The sequence below is a fragment of the Legionella massiliensis genome, from assembly GCF_000756815.1.
Taxonomy (GTDB): Bacteria; Pseudomonadota; Gammaproteobacteria; order Legionellales; family Legionellaceae; genus Tatlockia; species Tatlockia massiliensis.
The window spans coordinates 145,017-162,215 of record NZ_CCVW01000002.1 but is presented as its reverse complement, the minus strand read 5'-3'; the positions used below and the strand labels follow the sequence as shown (position 1 = coordinate 162,215).

Genomic DNA, 17,199 nt, shown 5'->3' with positions numbered 1-17,199 from the left:
AGCATACTCAAGGTAATTTTGCAGTAGGTGGTCCTTATCTAACAGTCAATTTCAGATGCTAGAGAGGGCATGTCGTGTCGGATCAGAAAAATGTATTTGTTGAAGTAAATCTGATTTAAGAACATTCATAATAGGTCAGCCCCTTAGGCAAAAAACCTTGCTATTACGTCACCCAAACATCGCTCGTTATCCCGAACATAGTGAGGGATCTCCAGGATTAGCACAGTGCCACACTCAGGAGATGTCTCTCTAAGTTCAACATGACGTACGTCTTTGTCATAGGTCACCCCCGTCACCCAAACATCGCCCGTCATCCCGAACATAGTGAGGGATCTCCGGGATTAGCACAGTGCTACATATCAGGAGATGTCTCTCTACGTTCGACATGACGTACGTCCTTGTAATAGGTCAGCCCCGCTCCGATATAGATCCCGCGGTCAAGCCGCGGGAATTCAGTACTGGTGTGGGGGGGACCTATTACCCGTGATTTAGTCATGACGCCAACTTTTTATGGGGCCTACTAGATAAGTTTTCCGGGGTATTGTCACCACGTTTATCCAGATTATGTTTCCGGACCCAAAAAAACTCTTGTTTGGTTACTACCATATTACGTAAAGTTTTTAATTTTTCTACCGAATCAGGTCGAGGCCCACTGGATGATGCCCGTTGTTCACTAGTTTCCCTACTTGTTCCTGAGGATTCTGAGAGCGATTGCGGATCAGTTGATAATTCTTCTAGAGGAGCAGAGGGTATACTAGATGCTTCTGCCTGTGGATCCCGATGATCTATATGGGGTACTGGTGATTCTGAGAGCGACAGCAGATCAGTTTCTGAGCCTTCTGCAAAAGTAGGGGGTATACTGGATGCTGCTACCTGTTGCTCACTGCTATCAATTGATGAGCTTGGGAACGTTTGTAGAACAGTTGCAATTGTTAATTCTTCGGCATAACTAGGGCTTGGTTCACTGGATTGTGTCACCCAGCTGTTGTGACTTGATCCGCTAACTCTTTGTGCTGCCTGCTGAGTAATACTGTCCACAATTTGTTTAGGTAAATCTTTTACAATTTTTAAAATCTCCTCGGGAGACTCAGAGATAGGTTCGTAGTTATGCGTTTGATACCAATACTCCAGGTCATTTAAAACGTCCACATTCTTTTTATTAAGATAGACTAATAACCACTGATCTCTCATCCGTGCCTGTTGGCCGCACAAAGGATTATGCATGGCATATATTTCAAGAAGTCCATTGTCCATATCAATCAATGTGATTCCATCCCGGGTCACCATTTCATTTTGAAAACTTGAATGTTTGACACTCAGCGATCCACAGTAATCTTCATGAGCAAATCCCATTTCATTAACTTGCTTTAATTTAAGGATAAAGTCGATTTGCATGCGGTTGAATTCTTTATGTCGTGGTTTGTAAGAGCTTACTTTGGGCATAAAAAACATGGGATTATCTGGTTTTTTTATGCTATGCAACCCAAAGACAAAAACTGAATTGAGGCCATTTTGTTTAAGCGCAAATAGCTGATCTAGTATTTTACTATTGCTGTCGCTTTTATTCTGGATAAACTCATCCGGGTCTACCCGGTTTCTTTTAGGGAATCGCCCCATTCCTGCTGTGAAAAATAATGGGGATTTTTTAACTTTATCCTCTGTTTTAGCATATACAGTACCTATTGCTCCGTGGCCTAGTTCGCGCTCTTCGACTGGATTGTTCCCTTTATGGCTTTTCCACAAGTGAATAAAATCAGTAGCCACTCTATTTTCATCAAGATTGACCGCATAAACATTTTCGTTATAGCGAATAATTCTATATCGAGGGTTGTCTTTTAAATAGTGAGCGCTGATATCAGCTCCATGAACAATCATTTCTTCGGGTGTCATTATAAGTTCCTCAACAAAACTAATACTGAGTCAAAAAGATCAAAATAAACTCGCCAATGTTCTTAATTTTTTCGCGACAAAGCCCTTGATTATAGGATTTGACATTTGTGCTTATCATCACTGCTTTCTCGAAAGTTGGTGAGTCCTGGCTGAAAAAAGACAGCCTTACTAGTTCCCCTTGATGCCGCTGTAAGAGCAGGCTCTTTTAACTCTGTCAGGGCTTTAATCTGGGGTGCAAATAGATTAGTAACTGTCTCAATAAGATCTTCTTTATCCGATGGGGCTCTAGTGCCTGGGTAAAAAGACTCATTACTATGAGGTTTAATATCTAGCTTGTTTCCTATAATAGCCACTTGCGCTACACGGTAAGCACTTTCATCTTTAATTTCATAAATATCCATAGTGCCTGATGTGATTTTGGCCCCCCAACCTCTCCCCATTGTAGATGATGAATAATTAGGGAAAGTTAGATATTCAAATTGTAAATACCCACTTTTAGATTTAATAATACTTACATCCTCAAGCGCTTTTGCTCCTAAATCATCACTATTAATATAACTTTTATAACAGTAAACCGCGTGCATAATTAGCTCCTTCATTGTTTCTAAACACATGGTCTATTATCGCGCTATTTGCTTTGTAAATAATTAAATTGAATATGTTTTAGTTAATAGTGACTATTAAAGATAGAGAATAGAAAGTTATACTTTTTTGATCTTTCATTTAGATATGGCTTTACCTATGTCAGGAAAATGCCGCAACGCCATTAAAATAGATTGAACACCCCTTCATATCGAATAATAAGGCCAAATAGCGGATGAACAGACTCTATAAAGAAATGAAAACTAGAATTTGTTAATGCAGTTTCCTCACCATAACTTTTACCTAATAGAAAGGTTAAAGGTAAGGGGATTCGCAATTTACCTAGTACAAGAGCATATCCGCGATGGATAAATTGAATTTTTGTGCCATCAAATTGATAACGCATTTTTAATCCGATTCCAAAACGGAAGGTATCAATAATTAGCTTATCTTTAATCTGCCATAAGGTGGTTTTGAAGGTAAAGGGCTTGTTTAAATGAGGATAATAAAAGCGACGATCAAAAATAAAAGAGGAATTCTTTGGACTACTTAAATAATCAACCTCAACAGGGATATCTTTTCCGGGCTTAGGAGCAAATACTTTAAAAAGTGATAGGGCAGGGGCTAAGAGTTTCATAATTGGAGAAAAAGTAATCGTCATATGTCCCTTTGCTCGAGTGATATCCTCTGAATAAGGGCGGTTCGCATAATGCCGTTTTAATACCTCAGGTAAATTCTCCCAATCATCGCCAAAAATAGGTTTGAAGATAGGGCAAAAATCTTTATTTTGAATTTTGGATTTTCCCTGCAAAGAAAGATTCACATTTCGCAGTAGTTTTAGAAAAGGATACCCGAGAAACGTAGCGCAGTTATTTTTATAAATAAGATGAGAAAGCTTATTAAAAATCGTTGATTTATCGGCAAGTCTGTTAAGTAAATTTATCGCTTTTTTTCCATGATAAAATTTTAGTCTGTAATAGACCACAATCCCTTCATTTATATCAAATCCTTGCCTAAGCGCCTCATTGATTAACTCATGATTTTCCCTGGCATTAATCAATACTAACTCACCAACAGCTTCCTTAATTTTTAAAGCCTTTGCGGTATGATTGCAAAAATAGCATTCACCATCATAAATAACATATAAGGTAGTTTGAAACATTATCCGACCTATTAATAAATCAATATTGTAGTAATAGGTCAGCCTCGTAGGCACTAAGCCCGGCCATAGCGAGGAGCTTAGTGACGGGGCTTGTTGACCTATTAGCGAAACTTGAACGATTCAGCAGGTTTTAGCTCTGCGTTAGCCTCTCCAGAATAAACCTGGCCTTTATCCAAGGCTAACTTAAGCACAGGAGAACCTTCCTTGAAATTTAGCTTGTCAAAAGATACCCAGAAGGCATTGGGTGTTGTAGCTGAGTCATAGTAATAGACCATGTTTTTTTGATCAGCTACGGTCCGCCATAAGGTTGTTGCAATATTAGGTTGATTAGGCGTGGTAATACCCATTGGAATGGATACGGCGCGTATTACAGAAAGTACACTTAAGACAGCCTGATACTCGAATTTTTGGTTGGGAATACCTTTTAAAAGAGTTTGATCAGCCTGTTTAGGAATAGTATCAATATAAAACTGAGTGCGGACAAACCGATCTGCTGCACGGTCGGTGCCAGGCAAAAACGCTGTACCGCCAACCGTTTTCCAATAGTCATTCAATGCTAACTGCTGTGAATAAATAGGGGAGTTTGTCATTACCGTGTACTGTTTTCCATGGTGAACAACTAATTTACCATCAATAAATTCAAAAATCGCAGAATCACCGGTATTGTCTGATAAAGACAGATGCGCAGTAGCAGGTCTGTTATTCGGTAAATTGAAGGGCTGAACATGTACGGGATTAGTTTGAAAAGCCTTAACTGCCTCATCGACTGTGGCAAAATTATCCAAGGCATACTGTCCCCACAAACTAATTGATACCGAAGGTATATCTGCCGAGGCTGCCCCATAATCAGACTCAGCTAAATATAGAAGGTTCATGACAAGACCTTTTTCATTCATACCATCTACGCTTGCTAAGTCATACATGCTTGTCACAACAGAACCATATTTCGCTGCCCAACTCATTGGTTTCCCGCCAGGCTGGCCAGAATGTTGTATGCCGCGAGGGAAAACCCAAAGATTGGGAATATTGAAATCATTCCAATCCATAGAACGTCCAGTGATAATGGTGTTATCAGCTCCGTGATAAAGTGCTCTTGTGCATGCGTCGGCTGGTGATAATAGGGTAGAGCAGGCTAAAAGTGTTGTGTAACATAACTTATAAATATTTTTCATATTTTTGATTTCCATGAGTAGGTAAAGGCATGTTAGCAGAGGCCTTCATAGGAAATCTACTTTACATTTATCTTATCAGGTCACATGATGTTACTTGGGTATAGAAAATATTTTGGCAAATCAACGAACTGGAATGCCCTCTCATGCATAGACTTCCCTATCAATCTACTCGAATTATCGAGTTAAGCCATCAATTAACAGGCCGTTTAACCGGTTTATTATTTGCTGATCAAGGTGCCGAAGTTTATCTTCAGCAGGCAAGCAATACGCCCTTAGATGATTATTTGAATAGAGGCAAAATTGCACTACCAGCAGATTCATTAATCGATCACTCTTCTGCTGACATCATTATTGTAGATGGCGATAGAGCTATCGACCTTTTACCCCATCAAATCCTAATGCGAATCACCGCTGCCTTACCCGGCGATGAAGATTACGGTGATCTGGCAGACGATTGCAGTGATGACTTGCTTAATGCACTCTTGGGTTTTTTCACCGATATGGGAACCTCCGCCCGTTATCTTGGCCGTCCGGTCATATATACACCGCTGCCTTTATGTTCGATTTATGCTGGAGTAAACGGAGCTATTGCTTTGGCTGCCTCATTGCTAGACAGAGAGAGTTGTGGGTTGGGTAGAACAATTATCGTATCTCGCATGGCTAGCGGATTATCTGCTATCGGCGCTTTGTGCCTAACCTCCGAGGGTATTCCTGAGCATTTAGCACCTACTGTTGTTGGTGGTTTACCTGAAGGATTAAGTCCCGAAACCTTTAAACAAATTGCGGTAGAAGCTGCTAAAAATCCAGCTAAGCAACTCTGGTTGGAGCAGCGGTTTACTCCCTTGGCCTCACCATACTGGGCTGCGGATAAACGCCTTATTTTACCAATGACTGCACCTAACCGGCGTTTGACCAGAAAAATGTTGCAGCATCTTGGCTTATGGAAACAAGCCTTAGCTGCCGGAATGGCCGATGTATCTTGCTATCAGCCACAAAGCCAAGCGTATTTAGGAAGAAACTTGGCAGATTCTATGGCGCTTAATTTTACTATGACCTCTTTGTTGGCCGATATGCTAGAGCAAGCATTTGCTCAAAGAACGGCAGCAGAATGGGAGCAAGAATTTTGCAGTATCGGTCTCCCCTGTGTTGCCATGCAAAATTGGGAGGAATGGAAAAAAGATTCTAAAGCGAAACACGCAGGTATCTTCACTGAGGTCAAAGGCTGTGAAAAATTGCAAATTGGTCGTTCATCCTGGCTGAGCAGCGCAAAACCTTATCCACCACTAAAAGCCTGCCGGCAAGAAGCCAAGATACCGGCTCGAAAAATTGCTTTACCAGCATTAACAGGAGCTGCTTCGGTTCGCTTACCCTTAACAGGGTATATCGTATTGGATTTTTGTAATGTGGTCGCAGGGCCTGCGGCAGGAAGAATGATGGCTGAGCTGGGAGCAATTGTTTATCAAATCGTACCAGCAATACCTGAACATTCTCCTACCATTGTCGTTACCTGGACTGGCGAATTTGGTACAGGTAAAAAAAGTATCATCATTGATGCTAAAACTGATCAAGGCCTTGAAGTTATCAAAAACCTTGTAAAAAAGGCGGATATCATTCTAGCTAATATGTTAGATGAGCAAATGAAAAGCTTGGGAATTGATCAACAATCTTTAAAATCAATAAATCCCAAGGCCATAGGGGTTCAATTATCTGCTTATCGCGGCCAATTTTTAGGCGAACGCCATGGTTATCCTGGATACGACCCAGCGCTGCAAGGCTCTACTGGTATCATGACGCGTTTCGGGAGGGAAGAATGCCCCTCTTTTCACGGTGTTGCATCCACAGTCGATTATCTATGCGGGTACCTGGCAGTATGGGCAGCAGTTAGCGCTTTGGCAGCCAGAGAGCATCGTAAAGACGGGCAGGGCGATTGGGCTGAAACTTCCCTCGCTGCTGCGGCAACCTTAGCACAACTGACTTTGCAGTATGCAACCGAACCTGCTTCTGCAAGAGGCCCTTTTGCTACCGGGATGACGCTTGGAGAAAGGGTATATTCTTTAGCAAACGGTTGGATTTTCGCACAGGGCAAACAAGATCTTTCCAAGGAGTTAGCAGAAAAAAACGTTGACGAGGCTTTGGATTATCTAAGAAAACAGGGTATTAAAGCAGTACCGATCCAAACTTGTAGACAATTAGCTAACAGACACAGAGATAAACCATCAAAAACAATTCGTTTTCAGCAACGTGAAAAAGATGGATGGAAAAACGAAGGTTTTGCGCCAACCTGGTTTGCCTTTGATGGTGTTCCAAGTGATAGGCTTAACGCAGCATCACGTATTGGTGCTGACGGAGCTGCTATTTTGGCTGCCCTCAATTATTCCCAACAACAAATCGAGGCTTTGCTAGCAAACAAGATTGTGGGCCAAACTGAGTTTGGGTGAGTTACTATTACATTCCGTCATCCTGAGCGCAGCGAAGGATCTCCTGAATGAAGCACAATTTAGAATCGTACAAACTTGACGGTGCTAACTAAGCTAAGTTGGAAATTAAAATATAAACCAAGGAATTGTAATGAAAGTAATACATGACGGCGATGCTGCCTATGAAGACATAATGGCATTATGTTTATTACTACTTAATGCAGAGGTTGTGGCTGTCACTGTAACCTACGGAGAATCGACTACAAAGATTGGTGCTGAAAACATGGAGCGCGTATGCCGAATGTTAAAACCTTCAGTAAAAATCCCCGTCGCCTATGGCATTAATTCTTCCCTTGATGATCAGGGCACATCCTTTCCTGAATATATTACACAGGAAGCAGATACAATTTTAAATAATACAGAGGTGCCAAGTTCAACGGATTCTCAGGTTACAGATTCTGCAGTGCAATTACTCTATGACACATTAATGTCTAGTAATGAAAAAGTAACGATAGTCGCAACAGGTCCTTTAACCAACATTGCCCAGCTGATACTCGCCCATCCCGATTGTGTAGATAAAATTGAAAACCTAACCATCATGGGCGGCGCGGTAAACGTACCTGGAAATATTTCGGATCTGATACGTGATACAAAAAATACGGTGGCAGAATGGAATATTTATGCTGATCCCAAAGCAGCAGAAATTGTTTTTTCGACTAAAGATCTTCCTATAAGACTTGTCCCAATCGACATTACCTGCCAAATGCCTATGACTAAAGAGTTTTATGCAAGATTAGATAAGGAATCATTGCCCTCATTAAAGTTAGTTAAAAGCATGTTAACGACCTTATTAATAGCGATGGGCGAGGAATTATTTTATGGAAAATTACAATTTTGGGACAGCTTATCAGCAATGATAACTCTAGATCCTGCAATGGCAGCCTTTGAGGAATTACCACTCTCTATCGATTTAAGTACAGGTCAGACAAAGATAGATGAAACCTCAAAATCTCCTCTTATTCAGGTTGCAACTAGGATTCACAACGTTGAAACAGCTTATGAAAAATTCTTGAAACTAATGAAAACAGGTTCAGAACTTAGTTTGGCTAGTCCATCTAGTTATTACGGTTATGATGGTATTTTCTTTGCAGAAGACAGTACTAGAGAGAAACCGCCGTCGACAACTCAAAAAATATCAGAATCGTTCACTTTTTGAAAAATAGGGGGACACAAGGTCTCGCTCCCTACATTCAGGCAATGATATTGGGGTCTGACCAAGAAAATGTATTATAAAATAAATAGATATATTCAAATTTATCCCGAATACTACCCTTAAAACCTAATTTTAATAATAAAAATAGGTTTTAAGAAAAAACTACCGTTGCTCTTTAAACGCTATTTTTATTATTAAAATTGGCTTTTAAGGAGAGAATCAAGATTAAAAAGTTGGTTATCTTTTTGTTTTATATATAATATTTTGGGTCTGACCCCTAAAGTCTTAAAGTTCCATAGCCTTGTTATTTGAATACTAAACCACTACAAACAGACTAACCTTTTTTCCGCTAATATTATCTATACTTGAAGTAGTTCGTTTTTTGAACAAAAAGACTATGACAGGTAATATTAATGATCTTGATGCTAATGACGAAACACCTCTCACAAAAGCGATTAAGGAAAGGGCGGACAAAGAGAGTCGCGACAAGATTAGTAGTTTTCACATTGCTGAGGATGAGCATTTTAGAGCAATTCGAATACTTCTCACTAACAAGGATATTGATGTTAATGAAGAGAATGCTCAAGGTGATACACCTCTTTTAATCGCTGTACAAACGGGGCAGCCAGTAGAGGCAATGTGGGGGTCTGACCAAAAATATTATATATAAAACAAAAAGATAACTAATAATTTAACTTTGATTTTCTCTTTAAAAGCCAATTTTAATAAGAAAAGTAACGTTTAAGGAGAAGCTATTTTTTAAAGTTTGAATATTTAATATAGTTAGCAGAGAATGGCATCTGGAAGTCCAAATAAAGGAAAGAAGATGCCTCGAGCAAGTAGAGTGTATGCCTCTGGCGAAGTGTTTCATATAACGCATCGCTGTCACCAAAAGCAGTTTTTATTAAGATTCAAGCAAGACAGGGATAGATATCGTTATTGGCTTTTTGAAGCAAGAAAACGTTATGGTTTTAGCATTTTAAATTACATGATTACATCAAATCATATTCATTTATTGGTGAAGTGTACAAATGAGGATACCGTGCCACTTTCCATGCAGCTAGTAGCAGGACGAACTGCACAAGAATATAACCTAAGAAAAAAGAGAACAGGGGCGTTTTGGGAGGACAGGTATCACGTTAGCATAGTAGAGGCTGAAGATTATCTGCACCGATGTTTTACTTATATCGATATGAATATGGTAAGGACTGGACAAATTCTACACCCCATAGAATGGGAACATTGCGGTTATTATGAGTTGTTTTCTGGCAGACAACGTTATCAAGTACTGGCAATTACGGAGCTAGTTGCTTTTTTAGGGTATAGCTCATTTGAAAGTTTTAAAGAGAACCATCAAGAGACAATCAATGATGTCCTAAAAGCAGGAAAATTGAATCGAGAGCCATTCTGGACAGAAAATAAAATAATTGGTTCACCAGAATTTATAAAGTATTTTTCTTAATTAATACATTAAAGGCCATCTTTTGACATTGCTATGGCAACGGTGATTTTTTTCTTAAAACCTATTTTTCTTATTAAAATTAGGTTTTAAGGGTAGTAATCCGGGTAAATTTGAATGTATCTATTTATTTTATAATACATATTTTGGGTCAGACCCCTTTGGTTATTCCTGACCCCTATTGTCTACCTATTGTCCCTTCACCAGCTAAATCCCATAATTGTAGCAGTGATATCGATTTGCTTAATGGCCAATAGTTCTTTTACTTCTTCAGGATTGTGAGCTTCAACTAAATAGGCTTTTGCTGAAGTTCTAAATATGGAATGAAGATCGGTATGGATACAAAGCTTAGGGTTAACTAGGGCTATATTCTCTAAAACTTTCGGCGCGTCATCGCTTGTTTCAGCATCAAACTGCATATAAGCAAAGATATTTGAGGGGTACATGTAGGTATTTTCGATCCCTGATTGCTGTAGCACTTTCATAACTTGGACAAAGGTATTTCTATTTGTCCAGGATTGATTGATTACTTTTGCTTCTATAAGAGTGGAGCGGAATGATTCATATCCAAATTCGCTGATAATAGCTTCTAAAAATTTTTGTGGATTTTGATTATGCCTAAGAGTCTCCGTTGTGCTATCAAATATTTCACTTTGATAGCTAACTCCCTCTTTTTCAATATGGTTATAACATAAAGACGCATTATCCTGAAAAAACTGAGGCAATGAACTTAGAAAGCTGTCTTCAGTTTCCTTAAGTTCGACGAATTTTTTCAGTTCCCGCCAAAATTTACAAACAGATTTACTATTATCAATTAAGATAATTTGTGGTGTTTCATTGGAATTATTCAATTGTAAAGCAAAAAGAATAGATCGGAGGCCGCCAGTCGCAATTAAGCCCATCTTCTTATCCGATTTATAATTATCCAAGCCTGTAATTACCGGATCATTACCCACAATATAAGTGGGATAATCGCTTTGTTTGCTCTCTTCTAATTCTTCTAATTCATTTTGTGGTAATAAGGTTTCGTTAAGGCCTTGAAAAAAAGTGGAAGGCCCTTTTTCTTCTCTTCTATACATAGTTCCTCAGTTTTTTATATATGTTGGTCTTAATAAGACTATCACAGACATAAATGGGTTGAAATTGTACACTTGATTTACAATAAGCGCAAGTTGCATGTTTTTGGTCAGGTCCGACATGCTATTTTTAAATAGCACTATGACCACTTTGAGAATCCCATAAGTCCTTATAAAACCCAGCTCTTGCAATGAGTTCTTGATGTGTTCCTATTTCAATAATCGTTCCCTTATCCATGACAACTATCTTATCCATCGAAAGGATAGTGGATAACCTATGAGCGATTACAATAACGGTTCTACTCTTCATGGCGATTGCCAACGATTCTTGCAGTAACTTTTCGGTAATCGAATCGAGGGAACTAGTGGCCTCATCTAAGATCAATATTGGGGCATCTTTTAAGATTGCTCTTGCAATAGCGAGGCGTTGGCGTTGTCCGCCAGATAATTTTACACCTCTCTCACCTACAATCGTCTCATAGCCCTTGGGTAAATTAATGATGAACTCATGGGCATGGGCTTTTTTAGAAGCCTCTATGACCTCTTGATAGGAGGCATCAACTCTTCCATATAAAATGTTTTCAAAGATTGAGCGATGAAATAAATTGGGCTGTTGTGGAATAAAGGCAATATTTTCACGTAAATTTTTTCTGTTAATTGTAGAAATATTTTGTTGATCAATGAGTATTTCCCCATCACTGACATCAAAAAGCTGTGTTATTAGCTGCACAATAGTACTTTTACCTGCACCACTGTAACCCACTAAGCCAACCTTTGTGCCGCCTGGTATATGAAGGCTAAAGTCTTTTATTACCAAATTATTTGCTAGGTAAGCGAAATTAACTTGATTCAGCTTCAATTCTCCCTTCTTAACATTTAAGACAGACTCCGGGGGATGGGCTCTTTGTAGATGTTCAGTAAAAATTGTCTCAAGCGCGCGTTCACAAGTACCCGTTTGTTCGCCAATAACTAATAAATTTTCTGTTAAAAACCATATTTGATCGATAACAGTCATCGATAAAATAAAAACAAGGGTAAAATCACCAACCGTTATCAACCCTTTATTTCCTAGAAAAACTAATAATAAAATGGATGAGCCTTGCAGTAACCAAGCAAAGGTTCCTAGTAAGGACGCATTCACCATGTTTTTAAATTGCATCTTTGTTTCTTGTAAAACAGCATCCTTTGTTGTTTGGCTTAGATAAGCCGATTCATAGCGTTCCCTAGCAAACAAAAGCATATCTAAAACGTTAGAAAAACAATCCACTATGCTGCCGGTGTTCTTTGTTTTTGCTTCCGCATAGGCACCTGCATAGGGTTTTATGCTGTTTGAGCAGTAATAAGCAAGGAAAATAAATACCAGGGAAATAGCGGCAAAGATCAAACTGAAGTAAGGATTTACTAAGCCAACCATCACAATCGATAGCGAAATTGTTAATCCCTGCTTGGCAATGTTAAACCAAGAATTGGCGATATTTTGAATATTAGAGGTTAGATCGGATATTTTGGCACTAAGAGTGCCGCTTAATTGATCTTGGAAAAAGGCATAGGATTGCTCTCTTAGATAAGCAGTGGTAACCGCAATGATATCTGCTTTCATTCTTGGCAATGATTTCAAAACTATATAATTATAAAACCGCCAAACCAAGGTAATTAAAAAGCCTAAAAAAATTAAGAGTAGGGCAGGGTTTAAACAAAGAGCTAGAAAATTTTTATTATTAGAGTGAGCTATCCTGTCTAATAAAACTTTTAGAACATAGGGTTGTAAGACGCTATGAAGCGACGCATAAAGACCAACAAAGAACATGCCCAAAAACCACCAACGATAGGGTTTGGCCATCGTGAGGAAAAAATGCCAAAACTTATTTTTAGCCTTAGGTGCTATATCGTTCGTGGTAGGCATAGTGGAAACCCTGGATACTATAAGTTTTTAGTAAACCATAAAACGAAATCATCATCTACAGAAGGTCTATGATTATGGGTAAAGTGATATCTGCTGCATGGGTTAAAAATACCTATGGTCAATGGAGACTATTAATTGAAGCAGCTGAAGCATGGGAATATGGGAAAACCATGCTGTTTAAACAGGCCAATTTCAGTCGTGGTATAGACTATTAGGTGCATTTTCCACTTCAGCTTGTTTTTCAGCACTCTGTGATGTACCGAAGAATGAGTGTTTATTTACTGGGTTTGTGGTTTTATCTGGATCGGGATGTTCATGTTCCTTAGATGCTAATTTCATTTTCAATTCTGCTATTTCTTTTTTTAATGCGATTCGTTCTTCATGTCTTGCGATTTTGCTTTGGAAGTCAGGATAATCTTTGAACGTTTCCATAATCATTTGTTTGGAGAACGTACCATCAATAAACTTTTGGCGAAATCCATAGATCTCTGAAAGTTTATCCACTTCAATTTTGCCCAAATAATAATCAAATAATTGGTTTTCTATTATCTGCTGTGCATAAGAAAGATCAACTTTATTTTTTATTTTGAATTCAATAATTGTTCTCTCAATAAAGTTATCGAGGATATTATTGGGATTAACCTTAGGTGGTACCTCAATTTTGGGAGGGATTGCTAAGGGTGACTTTGGTGTATCAGATGCGATAATCTGATTGGTAGTAATACCAAGCTGTTTGGCAATTTGCATCGTCATAAGTGAAAGAACATCATCCCTTGAATTTAGAGCATTTACTGTTTGCCGACAGACTAGCTCTCTTACGGTAAATCCTTGAGCATTAGGAATATCAATTGATAGGCCATATTTTTGTAAAGTTTGAATACGACTAAGCGTTCTTTTCAAATCTGTTTCTGTGGTTATATCATTAACAATGTCATGAAGCATCGTCGTGCCGTTTCCATAAATGGCATTTACATTTACAGGATGGCCTAGAAAATTATAATTTATTGCCTTATCAAAATCCTTTCCCGATAAAAAACCAACGACTTTAGGTTGGTATACGCTGTATTGAGCGTTTGCTCCGAAACCTCCAACGTTAAAGTTAACGGCTTGTTTAGCAAAAACCGGCTTATGTTTCCCCACTTTTCCGTTTCGAACATCGGCATGGACTACTGTAGCTGCTGCATTCGCTTCTTCTTCGTCAATTGTTTTAGAGCTAATAATGTGACTAGCGAGAACAGGAACATGTTCTCTTCTCAGTCCCAATTGAGTCATTAGAGCACTTAAATGTTGTTTTCCTACACCATAAGCATGATCCAAACAGATATCGACAACTTGAAGCGCTTTCTGCCCATTCGCTGATGTAATTCGAAGCGCATTTTTATACTGATTGACATCGTATACCGCAACTCCAGTGCCTCGCAAAACTAAATTAGGATCACAGTCTTGTCCTGGCTCGCATCGCTTATCAAGGTCAGGCCGATCACCTGTAAGTGGAATTGACCGCGCTACTCCCTGATTCAAATAACCATATTGAAAATCTATATGTGAGGCGTTCTCTTTTGACATATGGTGAATCAAAGGTTCTTGACCAATTCGTTTTGGTGATTGGACATACAAATTACAATTCTGTACTACACCATTTGGCCAGTAGACAGGGAAGGTGGCAAGCTGAATATGCACATTTGGGGGTAAGGTTTTCGCTAGCTTATAAACTTCTCCGATAATATACCTATATTCATCGATAGTTAGTGGTCTATCTTTAGGGTAAAAGCTAAACTCATCCAAGGAGACACGTGTAATTAATTCGCTGCCATCGTGGAGGGCTGCATTTTCTTGTAAATTTGCTGAATGCGCTATCGCGGCATTTTGCATCAAGTTTGTTATATAACCCAACATGCTGTAGACCCGATCAGAGCTATTGTGTCCCATAGCGATGATAAGTGGCCGTCTGCCATTTTTGATCTGATAGGAAGATAAATTGGTCTCGCCAGAAGTTGGACTAGAGATAACGATTTCTTTGATTTTTAGCATGACAATCACCCTGCGTGCATAAAATTACTTCATTAGGTATATTTTATGACTGGAGACCTTAAGCTATTCTTAGGCCTGATTATCAACTTTTAGAGTCCCACAACAAAATACTGAGAGCTAAGTTAATAGTCTCTGAGGTTAAGCCCGAGATACTAGGGTAGGAAAAAATAATGATTCAAATTGAGAAAAATATTTCTGGTCTGACCCGTATAGACTTGTTCTTATATAAATTTTGAATAATGAACATTCAATACTTAGATCTTTTTTTAAGTATTTCTTAATCCTAATAGAACACAATTGCTAATATTCTTAATTATTATTGTGGAATTGTTATGTCTAAGTGGAAAATCTTTTATAACCAGAATGCTCAATCTAAAACATCTGCAGGCAAAGCAATTGCTTCTTGCCTTAATACAGGCCTTGCAGTTTATTTGACAACAAAGAAAACGGAAAAAAGTATACAAGAAAATCATCCTCAGGATCTTCTTCTACAAGCAAAAGACAGCCTAGGCAAACTATCCCGAATATTTGAGCAAATGCACTGGCCTATCCCTGCCTATGAAAAAATATCAGCCGAAGTTACACAAATTGGCCTAAGAGCTTATACAGAATCATTATTGGATGATATTTTACCTATTCTTTTAGATGAGAGTGGTAGCAAATTAAATCGCAAGGTTATCAATGCGATTAATTTTGCGGGGCAAGGTTTGGTCCCTCCTATCAACAATTTATATGGCGAATATTGCAAGCGCAACTTCGAAGAAGAAATAGCTAATCAGTTTGTACAAGCAATCATTGTGAGTTTTACTCAAAAAGTTCTTGATGTTGAAAAAGCCAAGTCCATAAAGCTCATGAACACCGAAATAGCAAAACTAACAAGTAAACTTCATGATGATACAGAAGCTGTAGTGTCAGAGTCACCTTCAGAGGAGGAAAAAACGGAGAGATTAAGTCAATTGGCAAACGCCTATCAAGAGGCTGTACGAAACGAAGAGGATGCTGATCGGGACAGGCAAACAAGGTTTCATGAGCAGTTTAATACCCCGATGGAAGCACTGGCAAAGCTTACTTCTATACAAGGGATACAGCCAACGCTTGATATTGACAATATGAAGCAAGCAAAAAGGTTTGTTAAGGCTTTTGATCAACTAGTAGTCCATGCTGAAACAGTTGGTATAGAAATTCCCGGATTAGTTGAGGCCCAGGGTGCGTTACTCGAGGCTCGGGAACTAATAGCTGATTCTGAAGGCTTTTTTGCTATGATGGATGATAAACCCAAAGTCTCCAAGATAACTCAAGGCCTATTAGGGGCAGCTAATCGAATAATTGATGCAATGGATGCTACGCTTGACTTCCGTTTACCTAGCCCTGTTGAAAACAGCTTATGGCAAAGATTCCTCAATTTATTTATCACAACCAAAGAAATGGAAGTCTATAACAGACAAAAGGCGCTTTTAGATAGACTTACGCATGGTTATAACCAGCAGGTATCGATTAAAGTAGAGTTCACTGAAGATGGCGCTAAGGTCATTGGCTTGGATTCAGTTAACGCAAAGGCACGATTTCTAAATGAATTAAATGATGTCAATGATATTGAATATACAATTGACCAGGATGGTAATTTAAGCAAAGTTGTTGATGAGGTCGATGAGGATTTGTCCGAAGATGACATCGTGCAATTGAAAGAAGTGTTAGAAGCAATTGATGGGGCTCCAGATAACTTGTATCGAATAAAACAAATTGAGCCAGAGGTACCTTCGAATACTATGAGAATGTAGTGAGGCATTAGCTATGAAAATATTTTGAGCGGTGCTATTATCCGCTCACTTTTAATCCTAAGTAGACTTAATATGTTCACAATGATTCGAAAATTATTGATTATCCTCATTAGTGTGTCACTAACTGCATGCTCTGTTGTCATGGCATCGAAAGGAAATGGTGTAAATCCGAAAGATTTGGGCGCTTGCAAAACACGTTCATGTTTGATTGCTGCTGGAGCTATACCTATCGATCATACTAATAGTAAGCAGGGGAAACTCGCTTCTGAGAACTTTCGTGCAACTATGCCTACCGGCTCAGCTGCCCGTGCAGCAATGCATGGCCTTCTTGATGTTGGTACCTTAGGTCTTTGGGAAGTTGCTGGTACGCCAATTGAAGCTGTTAAAGGTAGAAAAACGGGTTATGTAGTTGCTGTTAAATATGAGCAGGATGGAAGTACCATTAAACACATAACTTTTCAATTTTGATAGATCGACGGCAATAGGTTTCCCCCGTATTCTAACATAACCCGTCAT

At 38.9% G+C, this 17,199-nt stretch carries 14 protein-coding genes; 7 read left to right on the top strand and 7 right to left on the bottom strand.

Translation table 11 applies throughout. From position 1 onward, the window contains the following. Window positions 1-492: 492 nt before the first annotated feature. The 4 genes from BN1094_RS07975 to BN1094_RS07960 form a co-directional block, all read right to left on the bottom strand. Entirely contained in the window at window positions 493-1,890 is a 1,398-nt protein-coding gene (locus BN1094_RS07975) for a hypothetical protein (RefSeq protein WP_043873914.1), read from the bottom strand. Window positions 1,891-1,979: 89 nt separating this feature from the next. Beyond that, on the bottom strand, window positions 1,980-2,474 hold the full coding sequence (locus BN1094_RS07970; RefSeq protein ID WP_043873913.1) for a hypothetical protein: 495 nt from the start codon (window positions 2,472-2,474) through the stop codon (window positions 1,980-1,982). A gap of 182 nt (window positions 2,475-2,656) precedes the next feature. Continuing rightward, window positions 2,657-3,634, bottom strand: a complete 978-nt coding sequence (locus BN1094_RS18825; RefSeq protein WP_052403204.1) for a DUF4166 domain-containing protein — start codon at window positions 3,632-3,634, stop codon at window positions 2,657-2,659. Window positions 3,635-3,735: 101 nt separating this feature from the next. Continuing rightward, window positions 3,736-4,806, bottom strand: a complete 1,071-nt coding sequence (locus BN1094_RS07960; RefSeq protein WP_043873912.1) for a linear amide C-N hydrolase — start codon at window positions 4,804-4,806, stop codon at window positions 3,736-3,738. A 143-nt stretch (window positions 4,807-4,949) separates the two neighbouring features. On the opposite strand from BN1094_RS07960, the gene BN1094_RS07955 reads away from it, so the two are divergent. The 4 genes from BN1094_RS07955 (at window position 4,950) to BN1094_RS07940 (ending at window position 9,898) form a co-directional block, all read left to right on the top strand. After that, the gene (locus tag BN1094_RS07955; RefSeq protein ID WP_043873911.1) at window positions 4,950-7,244 is read left to right on the top strand and encodes a CoA transferase; all 2,295 of its coding nucleotides are present in this window, start codon (window positions 4,950-4,952) and stop codon (window positions 7,242-7,244) included. Window positions 7,245-7,374: 130 nt separating this feature from the next. Then, a complete protein-coding gene (locus tag BN1094_RS07950; protein ID WP_043873910.1) occupies window positions 7,375-8,439 on the top strand; it encodes a nucleoside hydrolase in 1,065 nt (354 codons plus the stop codon). Window positions 8,440-8,818: 379 nt separating this feature from the next. Further along, window positions 8,819-9,106 carry an ankyrin repeat domain-containing protein gene (locus tag BN1094_RS07945; protein WP_141650446.1) on the top strand — a complete coding sequence of 96 codons (288 nt, stop codon included), beginning with the start codon at window positions 8,819-8,821 and terminating at the stop codon, window positions 9,104-9,106. A gap of 156 nt (window positions 9,107-9,262) precedes the next feature. Beyond that, window positions 9,263-9,898 (top strand): transposase, encoded by a 636-nt coding sequence (locus tag BN1094_RS07940; protein ID WP_052403203.1) that lies wholly within the window; start codon window positions 9,263-9,265, stop codon window positions 9,896-9,898. A gap of 197 nt (window positions 9,899-10,095) precedes the next feature. Here BN1094_RS07940 and BN1094_RS07935 read toward each other — a convergent pair whose 3' ends face one another. Beyond that, window positions 10,096-10,974 carry a hypothetical protein gene (locus BN1094_RS07935; RefSeq protein ID WP_043873908.1) on the bottom strand — a complete coding sequence of 293 codons (879 nt, stop codon included), beginning with the start codon at window positions 10,972-10,974 and terminating at the stop codon, window positions 10,096-10,098. Between the two features lie 127 nt (window positions 10,975-11,101). Beyond that, window positions 11,102-12,874, bottom strand: a complete 1,773-nt coding sequence (locus BN1094_RS07930) for an ABC transporter ATP-binding protein (protein ID WP_245614255.1) — start codon at window positions 12,872-12,874, stop codon at window positions 11,102-11,104. A gap of 74 nt (window positions 12,875-12,948) precedes the next feature. Between BN1094_RS07930 and BN1094_RS19810 the strand changes: the two genes are divergently transcribed. Continuing rightward, window positions 12,949-13,089 (top strand): hypothetical protein, encoded by a 141-nt coding sequence (locus tag BN1094_RS19810; RefSeq protein WP_176695279.1) that lies wholly within the window; start codon window positions 12,949-12,951, stop codon window positions 13,087-13,089. Here the strand turns inward: BN1094_RS19810 and BN1094_RS07925 are convergent. Continuing rightward, window positions 13,067-14,905, bottom strand: a complete 1,839-nt coding sequence (locus tag BN1094_RS07925; protein ID WP_043873907.1) for a hypothetical protein — start codon at window positions 14,903-14,905, stop codon at window positions 13,067-13,069. The genes BN1094_RS19810 and BN1094_RS07925 overlap by 23 nt on opposite strands. A 332-nt stretch (window positions 14,906-15,237) precedes the next feature. On the opposite strand from BN1094_RS07925, the gene BN1094_RS07920 reads away from it, so the two are divergent. Together BN1094_RS07920 and BN1094_RS07915 are read left to right on the top strand one after the other, a co-directional pair. Continuing rightward, complete coding sequence (locus tag BN1094_RS07920) at window positions 15,238-16,683, top strand: hypothetical protein (RefSeq protein WP_043873906.1); 1,446 nt, start codon at window positions 15,238-15,240, stop codon at window positions 16,681-16,683. Window positions 16,684-16,755: 72 nt separating this feature from the next. Beyond that, window positions 16,756-17,151 (top strand): hypothetical protein, encoded by a 396-nt coding sequence (locus BN1094_RS07915; protein WP_245614253.1) that lies wholly within the window; start codon window positions 16,756-16,758, stop codon window positions 17,149-17,151. Window positions 17,152-17,199 lie beyond the last annotated feature (48 nt).

What these genes read in the sequence shown, in the direction of transcription:
- BN1094_RS07960 (WP_043873912.1), bottom strand. Translation starts at nt 4,806, where the DNA reads ATGAAAAATATTTATAAGTTATGTTACACAACACTTTTAGCCTGCTCT.
- BN1094_RS07935 (WP_043873908.1), bottom strand. Translation starts at nt 10,974, where the DNA reads ATGTATAGAAGAGAAGAAAAAGGGCCTTCCACTTTTTTTCAAGGCCTT.
- BN1094_RS18825 (WP_052403204.1), bottom strand. Translation starts at nt 3,634, where the DNA reads ATGTTTCAAACTACCTTATATGTTATTTATGATGGTGAATGCTATTTT.
- BN1094_RS07970 (WP_043873913.1), bottom strand. Translation starts at nt 2,474, where the DNA reads ATGCACGCGGTTTACTGTTATAAAAGTTATATTAATAGTGATGATTTA.
- BN1094_RS07915 (WP_245614253.1), top strand. Translation starts at nt 16,756, where the DNA reads ATGTTCACAATGATTCGAAAATTATTGATTATCCTCATTAGTGTGTCA.
- BN1094_RS07925 (WP_043873907.1), bottom strand. Translation starts at nt 14,905, where the DNA reads ATGCTAAAAATCAAAGAAATCGTTATCTCTAGTCCAACTTCTGGCGAG.
- BN1094_RS07950 (WP_043873910.1), top strand. Translation starts at nt 7,375, where the DNA reads ATGAAAGTAATACATGACGGCGATGCTGCCTATGAAGACATAATGGCA.
- BN1094_RS07940 (WP_052403203.1), top strand. Translation starts at nt 9,263, where the DNA reads ATGCCTCGAGCAAGTAGAGTGTATGCCTCTGGCGAAGTGTTTCATATA.
- BN1094_RS19810 (WP_176695279.1), top strand. Translation starts at nt 12,949, where the DNA reads ATGGGTAAAGTGATATCTGCTGCATGGGTTAAAAATACCTATGGTCAA.
- BN1094_RS07920 (WP_043873906.1), top strand. Translation starts at nt 15,238, where the DNA reads ATGTCTAAGTGGAAAATCTTTTATAACCAGAATGCTCAATCTAAAACA.
- BN1094_RS07975 (WP_043873914.1), bottom strand. Translation starts at nt 1,890, where the DNA reads ATGACACCCGAAGAAATGATTGTTCATGGAGCTGATATCAGCGCTCAC.
- BN1094_RS07930 (WP_245614255.1), bottom strand. Translation starts at nt 12,874, where the DNA reads ATGCCTACCACGAACGATATAGCACCTAAGGCTAAAAATAAGTTTTGG.
- BN1094_RS07955 (WP_043873911.1), top strand. Translation starts at nt 4,950, where the DNA reads ATGCATAGACTTCCCTATCAATCTACTCGAATTATCGAGTTAAGCCAT.